Source organism: Capnocytophaga granulosa ATCC 51502, from assembly GCF_000411115.1.
Taxonomy (GTDB): Bacteria; Bacteroidota; Bacteroidia; order Flavobacteriales; family Flavobacteriaceae; genus Capnocytophaga; species Capnocytophaga granulosa.
Genome location: NZ_KE150242.1, coordinates 789,924 through 809,143, shown reverse-complemented (window position 1 = coordinate 809,143; position 19,220 = coordinate 789,924). Strand labels below are relative to the sequence as shown.

General features: G+C 42.3%; 20 protein-coding genes and 1 pseudogene. 10 read left to right on the top strand and 11 right to left on the bottom strand.

Translation table 11 applies throughout. The annotated features are described in order from the left end of the window. Positions 1–164: 164 nt before the first annotated feature. A complete protein-coding gene (mutS, locus tag HMPREF9331_RS03615; RefSeq protein WP_016419781.1) occupies positions 165–2,762 on the bottom strand; it encodes a DNA mismatch repair protein MutS in 2,598 nt (865 codons plus the stop codon). Between the two features lie 3 nt (positions 2,763–2,765). Continuing rightward, positions 2,766–3,041, bottom strand: a complete 276-nt coding sequence (locus HMPREF9331_RS03610; protein ID WP_016419780.1) for a Sec-independent protein translocase subunit TatA/TatB — start codon at positions 3,039–3,041, stop codon at positions 2,766–2,768. Between the two features lie 253 nt (positions 3,042–3,294). On the opposite strand from HMPREF9331_RS03610, the gene HMPREF9331_RS03605 reads away from it, so the two are divergent. Next, complete coding sequence (locus HMPREF9331_RS03605; protein ID WP_016419779.1) at positions 3,295–3,999, top strand: phosphoadenylyl-sulfate reductase; 705 nt, start codon at positions 3,295–3,297, stop codon at positions 3,997–3,999. 4 nt (positions 4,000–4,003) lie between these two features. Here the strand turns inward: HMPREF9331_RS03605 and HMPREF9331_RS03600 are convergent, their stop codons facing one another. Next, positions 4,004–4,657: an alpha/beta hydrolase gene (locus HMPREF9331_RS03600; protein ID WP_016419778.1), complete on the bottom strand. Its 654-nt coding sequence runs from the start codon at positions 4,655–4,657 to the stop codon at positions 4,004–4,006. A gap of 139 nt (positions 4,658–4,796) precedes the next feature. Then, positions 4,797–6,047, bottom strand: coding sequence for a dihydroorotase (locus HMPREF9331_RS03595; RefSeq protein ID WP_040357007.1), 1,251 nt, complete (start codon positions 6,045–6,047; stop codon positions 4,797–4,799). 303 nt (positions 6,048–6,350) lie between these two features. Between HMPREF9331_RS03595 and HMPREF9331_RS03590 the strand changes: the two genes are divergently transcribed. From HMPREF9331_RS03590 to HMPREF9331_RS03570, 5 genes are all read left to right on the top strand, one after another. Beyond that, positions 6,351–8,906 (top strand): TonB-dependent receptor, encoded by a 2,556-nt coding sequence (locus tag HMPREF9331_RS03590; protein ID WP_016419776.1) that lies wholly within the window; start codon positions 6,351–6,353, stop codon positions 8,904–8,906. A gap of 110 nt (positions 8,907–9,016) precedes the next feature. After that, positions 9,017–9,844, top strand: a complete 828-nt coding sequence (locus tag HMPREF9331_RS03585; RefSeq protein WP_016419775.1) for a hypothetical protein — start codon at positions 9,017–9,019, stop codon at positions 9,842–9,844. Then, the gene (locus HMPREF9331_RS03580; RefSeq protein WP_009642465.1) at positions 9,844–10,797 is read left to right on the top strand and encodes a transketolase family protein; all 954 of its coding nucleotides are present in this window, start codon (positions 9,844–9,846) and stop codon (positions 10,795–10,797) included. Before HMPREF9331_RS03585 ends, HMPREF9331_RS03580 begins: the two co-directional genes overlap by 1 nt. 1 nt (position 10,798) lies before the next feature. Then, positions 10,799–11,119: a translation initiation factor gene (locus HMPREF9331_RS03575; RefSeq protein ID WP_016419774.1), complete on the top strand. Its 321-nt coding sequence runs from the start codon at positions 10,799–10,801 to the stop codon at positions 11,117–11,119. Positions 11,120–11,138: 19 nt separating this feature from the next. Next, positions 11,139–11,498 (top strand): diacylglycerol kinase, encoded by a 360-nt coding sequence (locus HMPREF9331_RS03570; protein WP_009642463.1) that lies wholly within the window; start codon positions 11,139–11,141, stop codon positions 11,496–11,498. Positions 11,499–11,501: 3 nt separating this feature from the next. Here the strand turns inward: HMPREF9331_RS03570 and purE are convergent, their stop codons facing one another. After that, positions 11,502–11,993: a 5-(carboxyamino)imidazole ribonucleotide mutase gene (gene purE / locus HMPREF9331_RS03565; RefSeq protein ID WP_009642449.1), complete on the bottom strand. Its 492-nt coding sequence runs from the start codon at positions 11,991–11,993 to the stop codon at positions 11,502–11,504. A 176-nt stretch (positions 11,994–12,169) separates the two neighbouring features. On the opposite strand from purE, the gene obgE reads away from it, so the two are divergent. The 4 genes from obgE to HMPREF9331_RS03545 all read left to right on the top strand — a co-directional run bounded on the left by obgE (position 12,170) and on the right by HMPREF9331_RS03545 (position 16,503). Continuing rightward, positions 12,170–13,168 (top strand): GTPase ObgE, encoded by a 999-nt coding sequence (gene obgE, locus HMPREF9331_RS03560; RefSeq protein WP_009642472.1) that lies wholly within the window; start codon positions 12,170–12,172, stop codon positions 13,166–13,168. Positions 13,169–13,321: 153 nt separating this feature from the next. After that, positions 13,322–13,795 (top strand): hypothetical protein, encoded by a 474-nt coding sequence (locus HMPREF9331_RS03555; RefSeq protein ID WP_016419773.1) that lies wholly within the window; start codon positions 13,322–13,324, stop codon positions 13,793–13,795. Between the two features lie 90 nt (positions 13,796–13,885). Beyond that, positions 13,886–14,155 (top strand): 30S ribosomal protein S15, encoded by a 270-nt coding sequence (gene rpsO / locus HMPREF9331_RS03550; RefSeq protein WP_009642492.1) that lies wholly within the window; start codon positions 13,886–13,888, stop codon positions 14,153–14,155. A gap of 131 nt (positions 14,156–14,286) precedes the next feature. Beyond that, the gene (locus tag HMPREF9331_RS03545; RefSeq protein ID WP_016419772.1) at positions 14,287–16,503 is read left to right on the top strand and encodes a polyribonucleotide nucleotidyltransferase; all 2,217 of its coding nucleotides are present in this window, start codon (positions 14,287–14,289) and stop codon (positions 16,501–16,503) included. 596 nt (positions 16,504–17,099) lie between these two features. Here HMPREF9331_RS03545 and HMPREF9331_RS03535 read toward each other — a convergent pair. From HMPREF9331_RS03535 to HMPREF9331_RS03515, 6 genes and pseudogenes are all read right to left on the bottom strand, one after another. Then, positions 17,100–17,384: pseudogene (locus HMPREF9331_RS03535) on the bottom strand (alpha/beta hydrolase); the annotation flags it as partial. Further along, a complete protein-coding gene (locus tag HMPREF9331_RS03530; RefSeq protein ID WP_016419770.1) occupies positions 17,330–17,626 on the bottom strand; it encodes a hypothetical protein in 297 nt (98 codons plus the stop codon). The gene HMPREF9331_RS03530 and the pseudogene HMPREF9331_RS03535, both read right to left, overlap by 55 nt. 53 nt (positions 17,627–17,679) lie before the next feature. Further along, the gene (locus HMPREF9331_RS13185) at positions 17,680–17,961 is read right to left on the bottom strand and encodes a hypothetical protein (RefSeq protein WP_016419769.1); all 282 of its coding nucleotides are present in this window, start codon (positions 17,959–17,961) and stop codon (positions 17,680–17,682) included. A gap of 21 nt (positions 17,962–17,982) precedes the next feature. After that, complete coding sequence (locus tag HMPREF9331_RS13180; RefSeq protein WP_016419768.1) at positions 17,983–18,168, bottom strand: hypothetical protein; 186 nt, start codon at positions 18,166–18,168, stop codon at positions 17,983–17,985. After that, the gene (locus tag HMPREF9331_RS03520; protein WP_040357003.1) at positions 18,165–18,452 is read right to left on the bottom strand and encodes a hypothetical protein; all 288 of its coding nucleotides are present in this window, start codon (positions 18,450–18,452) and stop codon (positions 18,165–18,167) included. The genes HMPREF9331_RS13180 and HMPREF9331_RS03520 overlap by 4 nt, the downstream gene beginning before the upstream one ends. Before the next feature lie 57 nt (positions 18,453–18,509). Beyond that, positions 18,510–19,214 carry a YARHG domain-containing protein gene (locus HMPREF9331_RS03515; RefSeq protein ID WP_016419766.1) on the bottom strand — a complete coding sequence of 235 codons (705 nt, stop codon included), beginning with the start codon at positions 19,212–19,214 and terminating at the stop codon, positions 18,510–18,512. Positions 19,215–19,220: the final 6 nt, after the last annotated feature.

The window sequence follows — 19,220 nt, the reverse complement described above, 5'->3', positions numbered from 1 at the left end:
TCGTTGGTCACTTGTCACTAGTCGTTGGTCACTTGTCACTAGTTGTTAGTCACTTGTCACTAGTCGTTGGTCACTTGTCACTAGTCGTTGGTCACTTGTCACTAGTTGTTGGTCACTTGTCACTAGTTGTTGGTCACTAGTCACTAGTCGTTAGTCATTACTCACTATTTTTTGAGCATTTTCTTAATACTATTGAGTTTCATCAGTGCCTCTATGGGGGTGAGGTTGTCTATATCGGTATGAATGAGCTGTTCCTTGATACTTTCCAAGAGGGGATCGTCCAATTGGAAGAAACTCAGCTGCATACCTTCTTTGTTCTTTTCACTGAGTTGCTCCTTGTTGTCTTCTAGCTGATGTGTTTTCTCCAATTTCTCAAGCACTTTTTCTGCTTTTTCTATCACATAGGGGGGCATTCCTGCCATTTTGGCTACATGAATACCGAAACTGTGTTCGCTACCGCCCTCCACGAGCTTGCGCAAAAAGAGAATACTTCCCTTGACTTCCTTGACCGAGACAGAAAAATTCTTGATACGGGCAAACTCGTTTTGCATCTCATTGAGTTCGTGATAGTGAGTGGCAAAAAGGGTCTTGGCATGGGTAGGGTGCTCATGTAGGTACTCGGCTATAGCCCATGCAATAGAGATACCATCATAGGTACTGGTACCACGACCAATCTCGTCCAAGAGGATAAGGCTTCGCTGGGAGAGGTTGTTGAGAATCAGAGCGGCCTCATTCATCTCTACCATGAAAGTAGATTCCCCTTGTGAGATATTATCACTGGCACCTACACGGGTGAATATCTTATCTACAATACCTATCTGTGCTTGCTTGGCAGGGACAAAACTACCTATCTGAGCCAATAGGACGATTAGGGCAGTCTGTCTCAGGAGGGCAGACTTACCACTCATGTTAGGCCCTGTGATCATCATAATCTGTTGGCGCTCATTGTCTAAATAGATATCATTGGCTATATAGGGTTGGGTAGGGGGGAGCTGCTGCTCTATCACAGGATGGCGTGCTTCCTTTAGGTTGATAACTAAGGAATCGTCCAGCTGTGGGAGCGTATATTGGCGCTCTGTAGCCAAAAGAGCAAACCCACAGAGGGTGTCTATCTCTCCTATGGCAATGGCTGTCTGCTGTATAGGAGAGATATAGGCGATGACCTCTTGGATGAGCGAGGCGAAATATTCCTGTTCTAAGATAGCAATACGCTCCTGAGCATGGAGGATTTTCTCTTCATATTCCTTGAGTTCTTCACTGATGTAGCGTTCGGCATTCACCAAGGTCTGTTTGCGTACCCAGTGAGCAGGTACCTTGTCCTTATGGACATTGCGCACCTCAAAATAGTAACCAAAGACATTATTGTTATCTATCTTCAAGGAAGAGATATGGGTCTGGGCAATCTCTCTCTCTAATAGCTGGTTGAGGTACTCCTTACCAGAATGGGAGAGGTTGCGTAGCTCATCTAGCTCGGCCGAGAAGCCCGCTCGGATGGTATTGCCTTTTAGGATATTCACAGGGGCATCCTCTTCAAGGGTATGGCCAATTCTCTCACATAATTCCTCTAGGTCACAGATACGCTCAAAAAGTCTCTTGAGGGCAACTTCTTCGAAGGGGAGAGTAATTGCTCTTAAGGGAAGTACAGCAAGTAAGGAGTTTTTCAGATAGATAAGCTCTCGTGGAGTGATTTTTCCTGTGGCTATCTTGGAAAGCAAGCGCTCAATATCGCTTACCTTGTGCAGGTGATCCCTTACTTGTTCTCTAAGTTCGGTGTGGGCGACTAAGGCTTGTACCACTTGGTGGCGCTCTTGTATCTGGCTAAGGTTTGTTAGTGGTAGGGCAAGCCAACGCCTAAGCATACGGCTACCCATAGGGGTCAGGGTCTTATCAATGACTTCTAAGAGGCCGACACTGCCTGCTTGTCCTCCGCCATATAGTTCCAAGTTTCGTATGGTGAACTTGTCCATCCATACATATTCTTCGTTTATGATAGGACGAATACTGGTGATATGCTGTAGCTGGTGGTGCTGTGTCTCGGATAGGTAGTGTAGTATAGCCCCTGCACTGATCCAGCCTTGGCGTAGCTGTTCTACGGCAAAGCCCTTTAGAGAATTGGTCTGGAACTGCTTGGTTAGTGCCTCATAGGCAAAATCTTCTTTATAGACCCAGTCTTCCAAACCGAAGTAGTGCCAGCCATTTCCAAAGGCGTCTTCTATCTCCTTGCGCTGTTTTTTGGCAATGAGCACCTCATTGGGCTGAAAATTCTGTAGGAGCTTGTCTATACAAGGGATATCCCCTTCAGCCAAGTAGTACTCACCTGTGGAGATGTCCAAGAAAGATACCCCACACAAGGGGGTATGTAGCCAAACAGAGGCTAAGAAATTGTTCTTACGCGTCTGTAGTATGTCGTCACTGAGGGCAACCCCAGGGGTTACTAGCTCCGTAACGCCACGCTTGACGATGGTTTTGGTAAGCTTAGGGTCTTCTAATTGGTCGCAGATAGCCACGCGGTAACCAGCCTTGACGAGCTTCGGTAGATAATTGTTCAGGGCATGATAAGGAAAGCCAGCTAAGGAAGTGTCCTCACTGCCATTATTGCGAGAAGTCAGTACGATACCCAACACTTGTGAGGTCTTGACGGCGTCCTCCTTGAATGTCTCATAGAAATCGCCTACCCTGAAGAGCAATAAGGCATCGGGATACTTTGCCTTAATCTGGTTATATTGTTTCATCAAGGGGGTTTCTTTGCTCGTCTTTGCCATGTGTTATCGGTTTCGTTTGATACTTCCCAGTGGGTCTTCTAAGCCTTCTTTGGCTTTCTCTACCTCTTGTTTTACTTCATCAATCAGGGAGGTATCTATACCTGATTTCTCTACGCTTTTGTTGATTTCTTCCTTAATCTCGGCGGTGGCATCCCTGAGTTGTCGCATGCCTTTGCCCAAGGTACGGGCGATTTCAGGAATTTTATTGGTGCCAAAGAGCAGCACCGCCACAAAGAGTACAAATAATAGTTCAGGAGTACTTATAAATAAAGGTATCATTGAGCCATGAAAATTTTCTGCAAATGTACAAAAAATGTACTAAACAACAAAAAATACATCAAAGGAGTTTCTAAATATAAACACTAATCAAGAATCATCTTAGTCAGCATCTATATACTACACAGTATCAATCTATTACACTTATTTGGATATAATCTAAAACCATATATAAAAGCTCTTTGAGTAATTAATCATTAATCATTAACCATTAATCATTATTTTTCGTATTTTTGCATTTCCAAACCTAAAAATAATGCATCCTGATATAGATTCGTTGCTCACAGCAACGGCCTCTCTTACAGAGACAGAAATACTCGCCCTCCTTACCGAGCGCTATCCCGATAAGGTGGTTTTCTCCACTAGCTTTGGTATGGAGGATCAGGTGATTACCGATTTTATCATGAAAGGACACTTCCCTGTCAAGATCTTTACTCTAGATACAGGGCGCCTTTTCTACGAGACTTATACTACTTGGCAGCTTACCAATGAGTATTACCATACCAAGATTACCCCTTACTATCCCGATGCAAAAGCGATAGAGGAGTATGTACAGGACAATGGTATCAATGCCTTTTACCAGTCCGTTCCCTTGCGACATGCGTGTTGTCATATCCGCAAGGTAGAACCGCTCAAGCGTGCTTTGCAGGGGAATAAAGTATGGATCACAGGACTTCGTGCCGAACAATCACCCCATCGCGAGCAGATGCCCATGGTGGAATGGGACGAAAGTAACCAAATCATCAAGGTACATTTGCTCCTACATTGGAAAACAGAGCAAGTGTTATCCTTCCTTCGTAGCCATGGAATCCCCTATAACCCATTGCATGACAAGGGTTACCCCAGTATTGGCTGTGCCCCCTGTACACGTGCTGTCAAGGAAGGCGAAGACTTCCGTGCAGGCCGCTGGTGGTGGGAGCACAAGACCAATAAGGAATGTGGGTTACATGTGCATAAATAGCGTTTTATTCTCTCTGCTCAATCCAATTCTTCATGGCGTAGAACATCTCGGCTGAGAACACATGTCCCGAAGCAAACGTCTGATAAGAATAATCGATATGTAGCTTCTTGAGTAGCTCTATGGTTTCTTCTGCCCAATCCAAGGAGACAATTTCATTGGAATATCCGTGTAATAGACAGATTTTCAATTTCTTAAAATTGTTTTTTTGATAGTTAAAACTCAATAATTTTTTATCTATGTAACTATTGATGGCCACAACTCTTTGGAATTTATCGGGGAAAGAAAGAGCTAATGTAAGACTAAGGATACCACCTTGGTCAAATCCTATAAGGGTGATCTGTTCTGTATCAATATTGAACCGATCACAAGCCTGTCCTAAAAAAGTTAGGAGCTTCTGCTGTGCAGCTTGTGCTTGCACTATATCGCACCATTTGGAGGCCCCAAACTCTATAGCATACCAAAAAAACTCAATATCTGATAGCTTGTAGGGAGCTTGTAGGGAGATTACAATATACTCCTGAGGGAGTTCATTGGCTATGGAGAAGAATTCTTCTTTGTTTTGTCCATAACCATGTAGCATGAAAATGGCGGGAGACTTGCCACTCTCCTGCTCTATAATAGCAGGTCTTACCAAATAGTTTAAAGAAAAACCTTTCATCTTTTGGTAGAAAATGGTAAAATATTGGTACACCTATATGTTTGGAGCATATAGGGAAGTGTTTCTAATTTTTGTTAGAGTTTTTTTTCCTGAAGTTAAACAATAATATATATATACTTTTTGTAGAAGTTGGAGTAGCTTATCTTGAGAACCAGTGACCCCTAGGGGAGATCACGCCCAAGACTTTTCCTTTGACTGTCTCTGAGACAAAGGCACAATTTTTAGAAGAAGATTTGATCGAATCTTTGTCAAATACCCGCTCTCCCTTGTCGGTAAAGAGGGTTATATCTGCTTTCTGGCCTACTGCAATAGGCGATACAGGTAGGGAGAAACGTTTTTTAGCAGCGGTAAGCATCTCCACAGTTTTTTCCACTGAGAAGTGTCTTAGCATGATTCCTAAGGTAGCCTCAAGACCTATGCTTCCGAACTCTGCAAGGTCGAACTCCTTAGCTTTGCATTCTATATCAAGGGGGCAATGGTCAGAAGTTACCATATCTATAACCCCGCTTTCCACTCCTTTGCGAAGGGCTTCTACATGCCGCGTATCACGCAATGGGGGAAGTAGTTTGTAGTCAGTATTGAAGTTGCCTAAGACTTCATCTGTAAGGTGTAGATTACTCACTGCCACACTACAGCTCACATCTAGGCCTTTAGCTTTGGCTGCTGCTATCAGAGCGACAGATTTTTCAGTAGAGATTGTCGGAATGTGTAATCGTCCACCAGCATATTCGAGGATGGAGAGGTCTCTCTCCACAATAATTTCTTCAGCAAGTGCGGGTATTCCCTTTAGTCCTAATCGGGTAGAAGCTATATGTTCATTCACTACTCCCTTGCCCATGATAGAGCGGTCGCAAGGGAAAGAAATCACGATACCACTAAAAGGCGCTGTGTATTGCAAGGCAATCTTTAGCAGATTGGCTTGCGGAATATACCGCTTATAATCTCCAAAAGCCACTGCCCCTGCACTTTGCATATCGTACAACTCGGCTAGGTATTCTCCCTTGCTCTCAGTGGTGAGAGCACCTATAGGGAAAATCTCTGTAATGGCTCCTTGGGTAGCACGTTTTAAAAAGCCTACTTGGCTTCGGCTCTCTGTAATAGGGTGTGTGTTGGGATTGAGCATCACCTGCGTAAAGCCACTCTCACAAGCTACCTTTACGCCATGGGCTAAAGTCTCTCGCTCCTCGTACCCTGGTTCTCCAAAACTCACACTGCTATCAGTCCATCCTTGTGAAATGTAACAATTCTCTAACACTTCATCGGCATCTTGGCAAGTGATTTCAGAGCTAATTTGTTTGATGTTTCCATCTTCTATCAAGATATCCTGGGTTTGTCCATGGTAGGAACTGTCCGTGTCTATGATAGTTACATGCCTTAACAAAGTTTTCATAATTCCCTTTATCTTCACCACAAAGATAATCATTAAATTTTAAATAGCAAACGTTTTTCCCGTTTTTTTTGTGTTAAAGTTTCAGAAGTAACGAAAAAGCTATCTTATAGGAGAAACGAGTCTTTTTTATTAATATTAATTATTAGATAGGAATGTTAAAACATCTTGTAGATAGATGCTATAATTGATTTTATTTATTAGAAATAAAGTAAAATAGTTAAAAATAAATTTATTTCGCAACTATTTGTTATATCGGGAAAAACTCGTAATTTTGTCCCAGTCTAAATAAAAAATATTTAACAAATGATTTTACACAAAAATCTCTTACTATTTATTGTGCTTTTGTTGAGCGTGAGCCTTCAGGCACAATATAAGATCAAGGGTAAGATCCTTGATGAAAACAAGTTACCTATCACCCAAGCGACTGTCAAATCGGTAGCTACAGGAGAGAGTACCCTTACCGATGAGAAGGGAAACTACACTCTTACCACCTCCGATGAGCATCCTTCTCTGCAAGTAAGCAAGGAGGGCTACGCACCTTTGGAGTTTCCAGTAGTCCTACAGGACAATGAAAATAGGGTTACCTATGTGGAGACAACCCTTCGTCGCAATGCGGAAGAGACACTCGCGGGGGTTGTAGAGTTACAGCCTGTGGTGATCTCAGACAACCCAAGCCTTGTAGCCAACTCGGTGGGATTGGCTAAGATAAAACTTGACAAAGTGGCAGGAGGTACCAACTTGGCCGACCTAAGAAACCTAAACATACAGCGTTCCCAAACCCTCAAGGATGCTCTCCAACGTGAACCTGGAATTATTATCCAAGATTTCTTCGGGGGTAATGACCAACCGCGTCTTAATATCCGCGGTTCAGGTATCCAAAGTAATCCACAATCACGTGGGGTGGCGCTCTCCCAAGATGGTATTCCGATCAACTTTGCCGATGGTTCTTATATAATAGGTGTATTAGAACCCCAAGTGAGCAACCTCGTGGAAATCTATCGTGGTGCCAATGCGCTCGAACATGGAGGCGCTACCCTCGGTGGGGCTATGAACTTTGTTACCAAGAATGGCTACAACGCTTCTCCCCTAAGTGTGAAAATGGAAGCTGGTAGCTTTAACTACTTCAATAGTACGATTTCCTCAGGCTTCTCCGCTGGTCGCAATGACCTCTTTGTAGCTTCGTCCTATAACCATAGTGATGGCTACCGTACCTATAATAGCTCTAAGCGCTTCAATGCTTTGCTTAATGTAGGGCGCAAGTTTACCGATAAGTTCGAGGCACGTCTCTATGCCTCCTTCACTGACCTTTATTTTGATATCCCAGGCCCTCTTACCCGCTACCAGATGGAAAGTGATCGCAAGCAAATCAACAAAGCACCTAAGACAACTTTCCCATATGCCTTTGGCCCTAATGTGGTACGCGACAAGCCTAACCGAAGCAGTAAAATCGCTCGCTTTGGTACCAAGTTGGCTTATCAGATCAATGCCAATAACCTTATCTTAGCTACCCTTTATTACCAATATGCCGATGATGCCTTTACCTATCCTATCGCCAACGGAGTACGTCAGGACTTCAATAATGACTATGGGGTACGCCTCTCTTATACCAATACAACCGAGAAAAACGATTTTACTCTTGGCTTACAATACAGCCAAGGCCTTATGCACCAATCCCGTTTCCACAACGATCGCGGTAATTTCGGTGTCCTCTTTGCCAAACAAGATCTTACAGCCAACCATGCCATAGCTTATGTATCTGATACATACAAGATTACCCCTTCCCTCTTGGCCAATGTAAGCGTACAAGGTAGCTACGATACTCGTAAGGTAGAGGACAAGTTCACAGGGGCTAAGCGTCCATTCCTCTTTGTGGCACCTAATGGTTTGCAAGCTCGTGCCTTGCCTAACCCCAACGCAGCTACTCCTGTAACAGGTGATTTCTCTTACAATGCAATCAATCCTAAAGTAGGGGTGATCTATAAGTTTACTGACCGAGCACAAGTTTTTGCCAACTTCTCTCGTAGCTACGAACCACCTACTTTCTTAGAAATTGTACGTCTTACAGGTAGTGCTATACCTAATCCTAACCGTCCTCCCGTACCTGATCCTAACCATCCTGTACCTCCAATTTATAGCAATAGCTCCAATGTCAACTCAGGCCCTACCACCATTACCATCTCTGATCTTAAGGCTCAGCAGGCCTCCACTGTGGAGCTCGGTACCAAAGGAAATTTAGGACGGGCTTTTGTATGGAATGTAAGTGCTTACCACTCTTGGGTAAAAGATGAAATCTTCACCATAGCCGATGGTAGTGTAGGGGTAGGAGGTAATACCGTTAATACGCCTTATGCTACTATCCACAGAGGGTTGGAGGCTGGTTTGCAATCTACTTTCCTTACTCATATATTCTCTGCCAAAGAAGATACTTTCACCCTTTCTGTTAATTATAATTATAGTGACTTCTACTTTGATGGAGGAGAGCTTAAGGGCAACCAAATTGCGGGTATTCCTACCCATTACCTCTTTACAGCCCTCACCTATAAGCACCCTATAGGAATCTTTGCTGAAGTAAACCTCGAATCACTTCCAGTAAAGACCCCTATTGACCATAAAAATACGCTATACCAAGACCCTTACAGCCTTGTAGGGGCACGCTTGGGTTACAAAAAAGGACAATGGACTTTCTTCTTGCAAGGCAACAACTTAGCTGATAAGGTATATGCCTCCAGCTATTTGGTACAAGCAGAAGTTACCGCACCCCCTATGCGACTTAACCCTGCCGCTACCCCCGATGATAAAACCAACTTTATCCCTGGGGTAGGAAGAAACATCATAGGCGGTCTCTCCTTTACTTGGTAGTGGTTCTTTTTCACATCTTTCATAGAACTTTGTCAGCGCAAAAACGCTGGCAAAGTTTTTTTGTCTAATAGAATTAAAAATAGTATCTTTGCACGCCGATAGTAAGCATTATGAAACTGACTACTCTGTTGGAAACAAAAGGGATAGACCCGCAGCCTCTACAGGATTTCAAACCTCATGGGGGTGTTATTCTCATCGACTACAACGAGCGTGAGGTAATCCTTGAGTGGATAACACAATGTAACCTTGGCTTTGAGCTACTGCCCTTGTTCTCCAACCAAGAGAGTGATTGTGTGGCTATCTATACTACGGGCTTTCTAAAGGGTAAAGTGGTAATTGTAAGGCACGATGAGGCAGTATTTGCACCTCAGTTTAGGAGTTTGGACTCGTTCCTAAAGGCTTACGAAAAGGCAGCTATGCAGGCCGACTTCTACGATTGGGAGGATATAGAAGTATATGATTATGACTATCCTATAACAGAGGAAAAGCAGGCGGAGCCAGCTATATGGCAGGAGTGTTGGCAGCATATAAAAGCCAATGATTTTACCTCCGATGTACAAAAGGAGACGATACAAATCATGGCCATTTGTCTCACCCCGACTTCCCAGTTAGATACTTTATTGCCCTTCATACAAAAAGAATTTGCTCTTAAAGAAGATATGTCAGTGATAGCTTATGCTATAGATGTGTTAGGCATTACCCATCAGTATGAGCCAGCCAAACCTTTGATAGCAGAATTGCTTAAGACAAGGCGATTTGCTGCCTATTACAGGCGAGGGGAGTTGTACCGTGGAGAGTTTGAAGTAAAAGAGACTTTTATAAGGAAAATCATGTGCCCACTGCTTAGGGTGATTAATGTTCCTTTTATGTTGTTGAGTCTTTTTTTGTGGAACTCAAAGATAGATTTAAAAATAAAAACGTTAAAAAATAATATCTGATGAAAAAATATACCGATACAGGCAAAAAGGACACCCGAAGTGGTTTCGGTGCAGGACTTGCCGAACTGGGACGTAAGAATCCTAATGTAGTGGCGCTTTGTGCCGACCTCATTGGCTCACTCAAAATGGAGAAATTCCAAGAGGAAAACCCTACTCGCTTTTTCCAAGTGGGCATTGCCGAAGCCAATATGATGGGTATTGCCGCTGGCCTTACCATAGGGGGAAAGATTCCTTTTACAGGTACTTTTGCCGCCTTCTCCACTGGACGTGTATATGACCAAATACGCCAGTCTATCGCGTATTCCAATAAGAATGTAAAGGTGTGTGCCTCCCACGCGGGATTGACCCTCGGTGAGGATGGTGCTACTCACCAAATATTAGAGGACATAGGGCTGATGAAGATGTTGCCCAATATGGTGGTCATCAACCCTTGTGATTATAACCAAACCAAGGCAGCTACCCTTGCCATAGCCGACTATGTAGGGCCTGTGTACTTGCGTTTTGGCCGCCCTGCGGTGCCTAATTTTACTCCAGAAAACCAAACCTTTGAGATAGGTAAAGGGATTTTGCTCAACGAAGGTACCGATGTGACCCTCATCGCCACAGGTCACCTTGTATGGGAAGCCCTCCTAGCTTGTGAAGTCTTAGAACAAAGAGGTATTTCGGCCGAGGTGATTGATATTCACACTATTAAGCCTTTGGACGAAGAGATGATACTTGCTTCTGCTCGCAAGACCAAAGCGGTGGTAACTTGTGAGGAGCACAACTATTACGGTGGCTTAGGTGAGAGCGTAGCACGTGTATTGGCACAGCACTACCCTGTACCACAAGAGTTCGTAGCGGTTGATGATACCTTCGGAGAAAGTGGTACCCCTGCCCAGCTCATGCAGAAGTACGGGCTAGACAAGGACGGTATACTTAAAGCAGTAGAAAAGGTGCTTAAAAGAAAATAAGATGCTCAGAGAACAACTCCAACAACTCTTTCCTGACCATAAGGAGGAAGTACTCCCCGAAGAACCTACTTCCAATATTTGGCTACAGGACGAGCCTCTCTTGTGCAAATACGAAAAGCGCAATGGCAAGCCTATCACTCTGATAGAGGGCTATACAGGTGCCGATGCGGACTTCAAAGTATTGGCCAAGGAACTCAAAACCCGCTTAGGGGTAGGAGGAACCGTGAAAGAGGAAAAGATCATCATCCAAGGGGATTACCGTGATAAGATTATGGAATTTCTCAAGGAAAAAGGGTTCAAGCTAAAAAGAGTAGGGGGGTAAAGTCTCAAAAATAGATAAAATGAAGAAATTTGTAATTGGCAGGCTCAAGAGTATGGGCTATGCCCTACAAGGGTTTTGGCTGCTCATTCGCACCGAAGACGCCATTATTACCCATAGTATAGGTTGTTTGTTATTTGCAGGATTGGGGTTGTATTTTCAGATTACCCCAGACCAATGGATGTTCCAGCTCTTAGCTTTTGGAACGCTCTTGGCTGTAGAAGGGCTTAATACAGGCCTAGAAAAGCTCTGCGACTTTGTCCATCCCGACTTTCATAAAAAAATAGGCGAGATTAAGGACATTGCCGCAGGAGCCGTTACCATGATATTCCTCGCTGTGGCAGCAGTATTAGCGTTTATTTATATACCATACCTGATATAATGATTAATGATTAGTCACTTGTAATTTGTCACTAGTCACTAGTACTGCTGCTTCCAATGATTTTTTGTATTGGGAGATTCCCTCTTGTATCTCTTTGTGAGCAACCCCCAAGATCTGGGCGGCGAGAATCCCTGCATTCTTAGCCCCGTTCAGGGCAACAGTGGCCACAGGTACTCCCGCAGGCATCTGTAGGATAGAAAGCACAGAATCCCAACCATCTATGGAGTTGCGGCTCTTGATAGGTACCCCAATCACAGGCAGCGGACTTACAGCCGCAAGCATACCAGGGAGGTGTGCTGCGCCTCCTGCTCCTGCAATAATCACATCTATCCCCTGCAAATGAGCATTTTTTCCAAAGGAAATCAGCTTCTCAGGGGTGCGATGGGCTGAGACTATATCCACTAACACAGGGATTTGCATCTCTTTTAAGAAGTCTATGGCTTCTTGCATAACGGGAAGGTCGCTCTGACTTCCCATAACTACAGCTACTTTCATTACTATGAAGAATTAAAACAGAAAGCAAAGATACAAAATTAATGATTAATAAGATAATGATTAATGATTAATTTAACTAATGAGTCAATGAGTCAATGAGCCAATGAGTCAATGAGCAAATCGGCAAATTGACAAATCGGCAAATCGGCAAATTGACAAATCAACTAATTAAATTTATGACAGAAGGAAATTTCACCGATTACGTAAAAGTATATGTTCGTTCAGGCAATGGGGGCAAAGGCTCCACTCACTTACATAGGGAAAAATTCGTAGAAAAGGGCGGCCCTGATGGGGGCGATGGAGGTCGCGGAGGCGACATTATTATCCGAGGTAATAAAAACCTATGGACACTCATCAACTTTAAGTTTCAGCAGCACTTCCGTGCCGAGCATGGGGGCGATGGCGGTGCCAATCGCAGTACAGGGGCGGACGGAAAGAGTGTCTACTTGGAAGTGCCCTTAGGAACTATTGTCAAGGATGCCCTCACCGATGAAGTACTTTTTGAAATTACCCAGGACAAAGAGGAAAAAGTAGCCCTCAAAGGGGGCAAGGGCGGACTGGGCAACTGGCACTTCCGTACGGCAACCAACCAGACCCCTCGCTATGCCCAACCTGGTATACAAGGGGAGGAGAGAGAACTGCTCTTAGAACTGAAAGTCTTGGCCGATGTGGGCCTTGTAGGTTTCCCCAACGCGGGCAAGTCTACCCTGCTTTCTGTGCTTACCTCGGCTAAACCCAAAATAGCTGACTATCCTTTTACAACCCTAAAACCTAACTTAGGTATCGTTCAATATCGTGATTTCCAGTCTTTTGTCATAGCTGATATCCCAGGGATTATAGAGGGTGCCTCCGAGGGGAAAGGCCTAGGCCACTATTTCCTACGCCATATAGAGCGCAATTCAGTGCTCCTCTTCCTCGTTCCTGCCGATAGTCCTAATATAGTGGAGGAATACCACGTCCTTCTGCGAGAGTTGGAACGCTATAATCCTGAGCTATTGGATAAGCAACGAATCTTAGCCATTTCCAAGACAGACCTCCTAGATGAAGAACTCAAAGAGATGATCGACACCGAGCTTAAAACAGCTAATTTACACCTGCCTTATTGCTTTATTTCCTCCGTCGCAGAACAAGGAATTTCCGCCCTCAAAGATAGATTATGGCAAGCGCTCCAATAATTAATATAAATTATATTATGAAACAATCGTTTATTCCATATAAACACTTAAATATAAAAATAAAAATAACATTTAATTAACGTGTTAAAATATAGCCAATTTATTTTTTTCCTTTAATTTTGCACCACTTAAATCTTAAATATAATAGGCTAAATGAAACGAGCCATAGTTGACTACAAAAAACTAACTAAAGACATCTTAGCCCTGCTGGTGGAGAAGTATCCAGAGGGCTATCAGGATCGAGATGTTATCCGATTCAAGAATGCTAAAAACGAGACAGTAGAAGCCCTTGAGGTGCGTACTGAAGACACCATTTACTTGGTGAAGGTAAGTACCCGTTTGGCCACTACCATGGAACGTTATGACGAAGATGATGATGACTATTACTATGGAGAGGGTATACAGGCAGACACCTTGGAAATGACCAAAGAGGACGAACTCGCCCTTAAGCGCAAAAAGGATATTTCCAAGACTTCTTCTCGCGTAGAAGAAGATGACGACGATGATTATGAGGATGACGAGGATGATGATTATGATGATGACGAGGATGATAACGAGGATGAAGATGACGAGGATGAAGATGATGAAGACGAAGACGAGGATGATGACGATGAGGACGAAGATTAAATATTTTTAAAAAAAGTTGTGTGTGAAAAATATTTATAGTATCTTTGCCCCCGATTTTAAAATACATAATAATCATTAAATAATATTGGAATGTATCTAACAAAAGAAACCAAAGCAGAAATTTTTAAACAACACGGTGGCAGCGAGAAAAATACTGGCTCAGCTGAGGGACAAATAGCCCTTTTCACCTTTCGTATCAATCACTTAACAGAGCACTTGCGTGCTAATCGAAAAGATTACAATACAGAGCGCTCTCTTGTAAGACTCGTAGGTAAGCGCAGAAGCCTACTGGACTATCTCAAAGAAAAAGATATCGAGAGATACCGTGCTATTATTAAGGAATTAGGCATCCGAAAATAATTTTGTTATCAAACAAAAGGGGCTTTATGCCCCTTTTGTTCTATATAAAAGGCCATAAGATAGTAGTTTTTCATTGGAAATAAACACAAAACACACAACACTATTTGTTTCATTTTTAATAAAAAACTTTTATGATTCCAGAAGTAAAAAAAGAAATTATTGCTCTTGGTGATGGACGTACTATTTCCATAGAAACGGGCAAACTCGCCAAGCAGGCAGATGGTGCTGTGGTGGTACAAATGGGCAATGCTATGCTCCTGGCTACCGTCGTGGCCAACAAAGAAGCTGGCGAAGGGGTGGATTTCCTTCCTCTAACAGTGGATTACCGTGAAAAATTTGCCGCTGCTGGACGCTTCCCCGGTGGCTTCTTCAAGCGTGAAGCACGCCCAAGTGATCAGGAAATCCTCACTATGCGTTTGGTAGATAGGGTATTGCGTCCGCTCTTCCCTAAGGAATATTATTGTGAGGTACAGGTGATGATTCAGCTGATGTCTCATGATGAGAATGTAATGCCCGATGCCTTGGCTGGATTGGCTGCTTCGGCTTGTTTGGCAGTATCGGATATTCCTTTTGATGGCCCTATTTCAGAGGTGCGTGTAGGACGTATCAACGGAGCGTTTATCATCAACCCTAGTGCACAGCAATTGGCAGAATCCGATATGGATATCATGGTAGGAGCTTCTAAGGAGTTTGTAGCTATGGTGGAAGGGGAGATGGACGAAGTATCTGAAAAGGATATGGCCGACGCTATCCACTTTGCCCATGAAGCGATTAAGGTACAGATAGAAGCCCAAGAACGCCTCCGCGCTCAGGTAGGTAAAACCATACGCGCCTACGAAGTGCCTCAAGAAAACGAAGAAGTAGCTAAGAAAATATATGAATTCTGCTATGACAAATGCTATGAAATAGCTAAGGAAAATACGACCAAACATGAGCGTAGCGATAAGTTTGACGCTGTAAAAGAAGCCTGCAAAGCGCTCTTTACCGAAGAGGAATTAGAGGAATATGAGCCTTTGGTAAGCAAGTACTTCTCTAAAGCTCAAAAAGAAGCAGTACGCAACTTGATTCTCAACGAAGACCTCCGTTTGGATGGTAGAAATACCAAACAAATACGCCCTATATGGTGCGAAGTAGGTTATTTGCCTTCTCCTCATGGGTCGGCTATCTTCACCCGTGGAGAAACACAATCCCTCACTACCGTTACCTTGGGTACTTCTCGTGAGGCCAATGTGATAGATATTCCTTCCGAGCAAGGAGAAGAGCGCTTCTACCTACATTATAACTTCCCTCCTTTCTCCACTGGTGAAGCACGTCCGCTTAGAGGGACTTCTCGCCGTGAGGTAGGACATGGAAACCTCGCTCAGCGTGCCCTCAAGCGCATGATTCCAGAGGATTGCCCTTATACAGTACGTGTGGTGTCTGAGATATTGGAGTCCAACGGTTCCTCATCTATGGCCACTGTATGTGCAGGTACCTTAGCTCTTATGGATGCAGGTATCCAGATGAAAAAGCCTGTTTCAGGAATTGCCATGGGACTCATCACCGACGGAGATAAGTATGCCGTACTTTCCGACATCTTGGGCGACGAAGACCACTTGGGTGATATGGACTTTAAGGTAACAGGTACTAAGGATGGTATTACTGCTTGCCAAATGGATATCAAGATCAAAGGACTTACCTACGAAATCCTTGAAAAAGCCTTGGAGCAAGCCCGCGAAGGTCGTATGCACATCTTGGGCAAAATCACCGAAACGATAGCCCAGCCAAACCCAACCGTGAAGCCGCATGCGCCTAAGATTGTACGTCTTGAAATGCCTAAGGAATACATCGGTGCTTTCATTGGTACAGGTGGTAAGAATATCCAAGACCTACAAGCCCGCACCAAGACTACCATTGTGGTAGAAGAAGTAGGCGAATTAGGTATTGTAGAAATCCTCGGTACCGATGCCGATGGTATCCAAGAAGCGGTAGATGCTGTATACCATGTATCTTTTGAGCCTGTAGAGGGCGAGATATACAAGGTACGTGTAGCCCGTCTGGTGGATTTTGGTGCTTTTGTAGAGTTTGTACCAGGCAAGGACTCCCTCCTACACGTTTCTGAAATCGCATGGGAACGCGTAGAGAACCCTGCCGATGTACTCAAGGAAGGGGATATAATAGAGGTAAAATACCTCGGTATAGACCCTAAGACCAAGAAGACCCGTGTATCCCGCAAGGCACTCCTTCCACGTCCTGAAAACCTAGAAAAGCGTGAAAGACCTCATGACAAGGAAAAATCTCGCGATAAAGAAAAATCTTCCGATAAGGAAAGAAAGGACAAACCCCACTTCAAAAAAGACAAAAAATAGCCTTTTAAGTGAATAATTAATAGTGAAAAGTGAAGAATTACCCTGCATGATTCTTCACTTTTTCATTATTCTAACTACTAACCACTAACCACTGACTACTAATCTAGTATAATTTTTGCACTTACTAATAGAAAATAATTTGTACCTTTGTACTCAGAACTCAGATATAATAGATAAAATTAATACTGTTTTTTAGATTAGTATTTGTCTATGCCAAGAAAATTGTTTTATCTTTGTTGTATCTGTATAAACAGAAATAGGCTCTGCTGGGGAGCAACCTATCAGGGATAATACAGATGTTATACAAAATGTTGATGAGAGGTTGTTTCTTTTTAGGACAACCTCTTTTATCAATATTTTGGTAATCCTATGCCTTTAAAAAAAACATCTTTTCAAATAGCTGCAAAGGTAGATAAAATAAGGGATTACACAACTTTTGAGCAACATTTTTGTCCATTAAGTTGCCTTTTACTATTTGCCTATATTCCCAAATCAAAAACAAAAGGGGGACTGAAAATAGTTGGTTTTATGCAAAACATAAAAATAACTACTTTCAGTCTCCCTATTTCAAGAAATATTAGCTTGAAGCTTATTTTTTATTGAAGATTTTCACTAAAGAATGTCTCCAACTTATCAAACGGAATTATACCAGCTTGATTGTCGTAAAAATCAGTATGACGGGCATTGGGGACAATAAAAAGTTCTTTCTTCTCGGTACCAATTGATTTGTAGGCATCTTCACTCATATAACGTGAATGAGCATTTTCTCCTGCAATCATAAGGGTTGGCACCTCAATTTCGTTCGCATAGGCTAACAATGGAAAATTCATAAATGAAAGCAATGTAGTGGCTGTCCAAACATGATTGGAAACAGAACGCTCACCGAGAAAACACCTTCATTAACTAATTTGCATTGTTTATCCAGCAAAGAAATAAGCGCTTCGGGAATGTTATAAGTAGTGGTAATCTCCCCTACAAAATGTTGATATTGTATGCCCTTAGCCTCATACGTTCTATGCCAATGGTAGGTGATTTCCCAAAAAGGAGTATTGTGGTTATCGGTAATAAGGTCTATTAAATTCATATCAATCATAAAAACCCCTTTCTCGCAGTTGGACTTCATACTGCTAATGATTTTTCAATATTTTGGAAATCTTTTCGATAATACTTTCTTCTTTAGGAAGATCCGCCTTCTTTTTCCTTATTTATTATAGCGTTATCAAGTATCGCACTTTCATAGTCGGCAGGCTCTAAATCACCATATATATATTCATTATTTAGCTGATATTGTTTTGCTATTTGTTCTTCCCAATCAATATATTCTTCCTTAAAATCAATAATACCAGAAGGATACCCTTTTAACCAATACATATTACCTTTTACAAGCAACATCGCCCAATGATACTGTTCTTCATGAGTGATAAATGCTACTTCATTAATAGATTCAGGCATACGCATCCAGTCTGAGTTTTCTACCAGTCAAGTAGCCTCTTCCATAGTCACCCCACCATAATGCACTGCCAAATGCTTAAGCCACTCACAAGCGGAATAGTGGTTATACACACAGAAATCACCCTCTTCATTATAGTAAATTATCCCATCTCTAAGTCCGTTAGGATGTGGGGTAGTATCAATATCTTTTAATGCTTTTTCAAGTTCGGTCATATTGTTTGTGCTGCTATAATTAGTTCCTTTATTTGAGTAGTAGGGCATTCTCCTTCTAAAAATAGCACTCCTGTACACCCTATATCTATAAAATCAATAGAACGGCCATACATTTCTATTTGTTTTAGGGTGAAATTTACCTCTACCAAAGTGTTATTGTCCATTTTTATAAGATTGAAAACCTCTCCTTTGTGAATAATATCCCCTGCAATCATTCTTCCTGCCACTGAAAATGTATTTTCAGTAATAACTGAAAGCTTTTCTACTTGAAATATTTTATTCATAGGCATAAAAGTAATTCATTAGTATCGTCAAAAGAAAAAGAATATCACTTTTTCTCTTTATCCTGCCATTACAGACTCTATAAATACCAATTTTTGTTTATCCCAGCGGAACTCCCAACTTATATTGCTTTCTATAACCTCAAACTCATCCGTGTCATAGACTTCCTTAATCTTATCTTCTGATACTTTTTTAGAATGACCATTTTCATCACACTGAATTGTCACTTTATTACCTTCAATCCATATAAAATATCGATTTGTCTGTTTAAAATCATCAATTTCTGCACTATAATACCCTTGATTTTTAATCCAATGAATATCATCTATATCTATTTTAGCAATGGTTTTACTAAAATGCTCATTATAGTTGCCTTGGGGAATAGGACTATTGCCTTTTAGGGTTGCTACTTTTAAACTTCGCAATGCTTCTAATAGTCTTTCTCTATCAGCTTTTAGTATTGCCGTGCGTTCTTGAAATAGCTTTACATTTTGCTCTTCCACTGCGTTGAGTTTCACTTTACTATTGTCACTCACAGGTTTATACCACGGTTTTTCTTCAAAGTAATTGCTTATTTCATAATCCTTGAACTTATAGCCTTTGCGAGCGTAAAGGTCGTTGGTAAGGAAGCGCAATTCATCTATGCTCAATTTGCTGATTTGTTGTTCCTTAATCACTTGGGTAGCACAAGTAGCACAATCTTTTAGCTGTGCCGTAGCGCTTAATGAGAATAACGCTATTGATAAAAAGTATAGGTGTTTCATATAGTT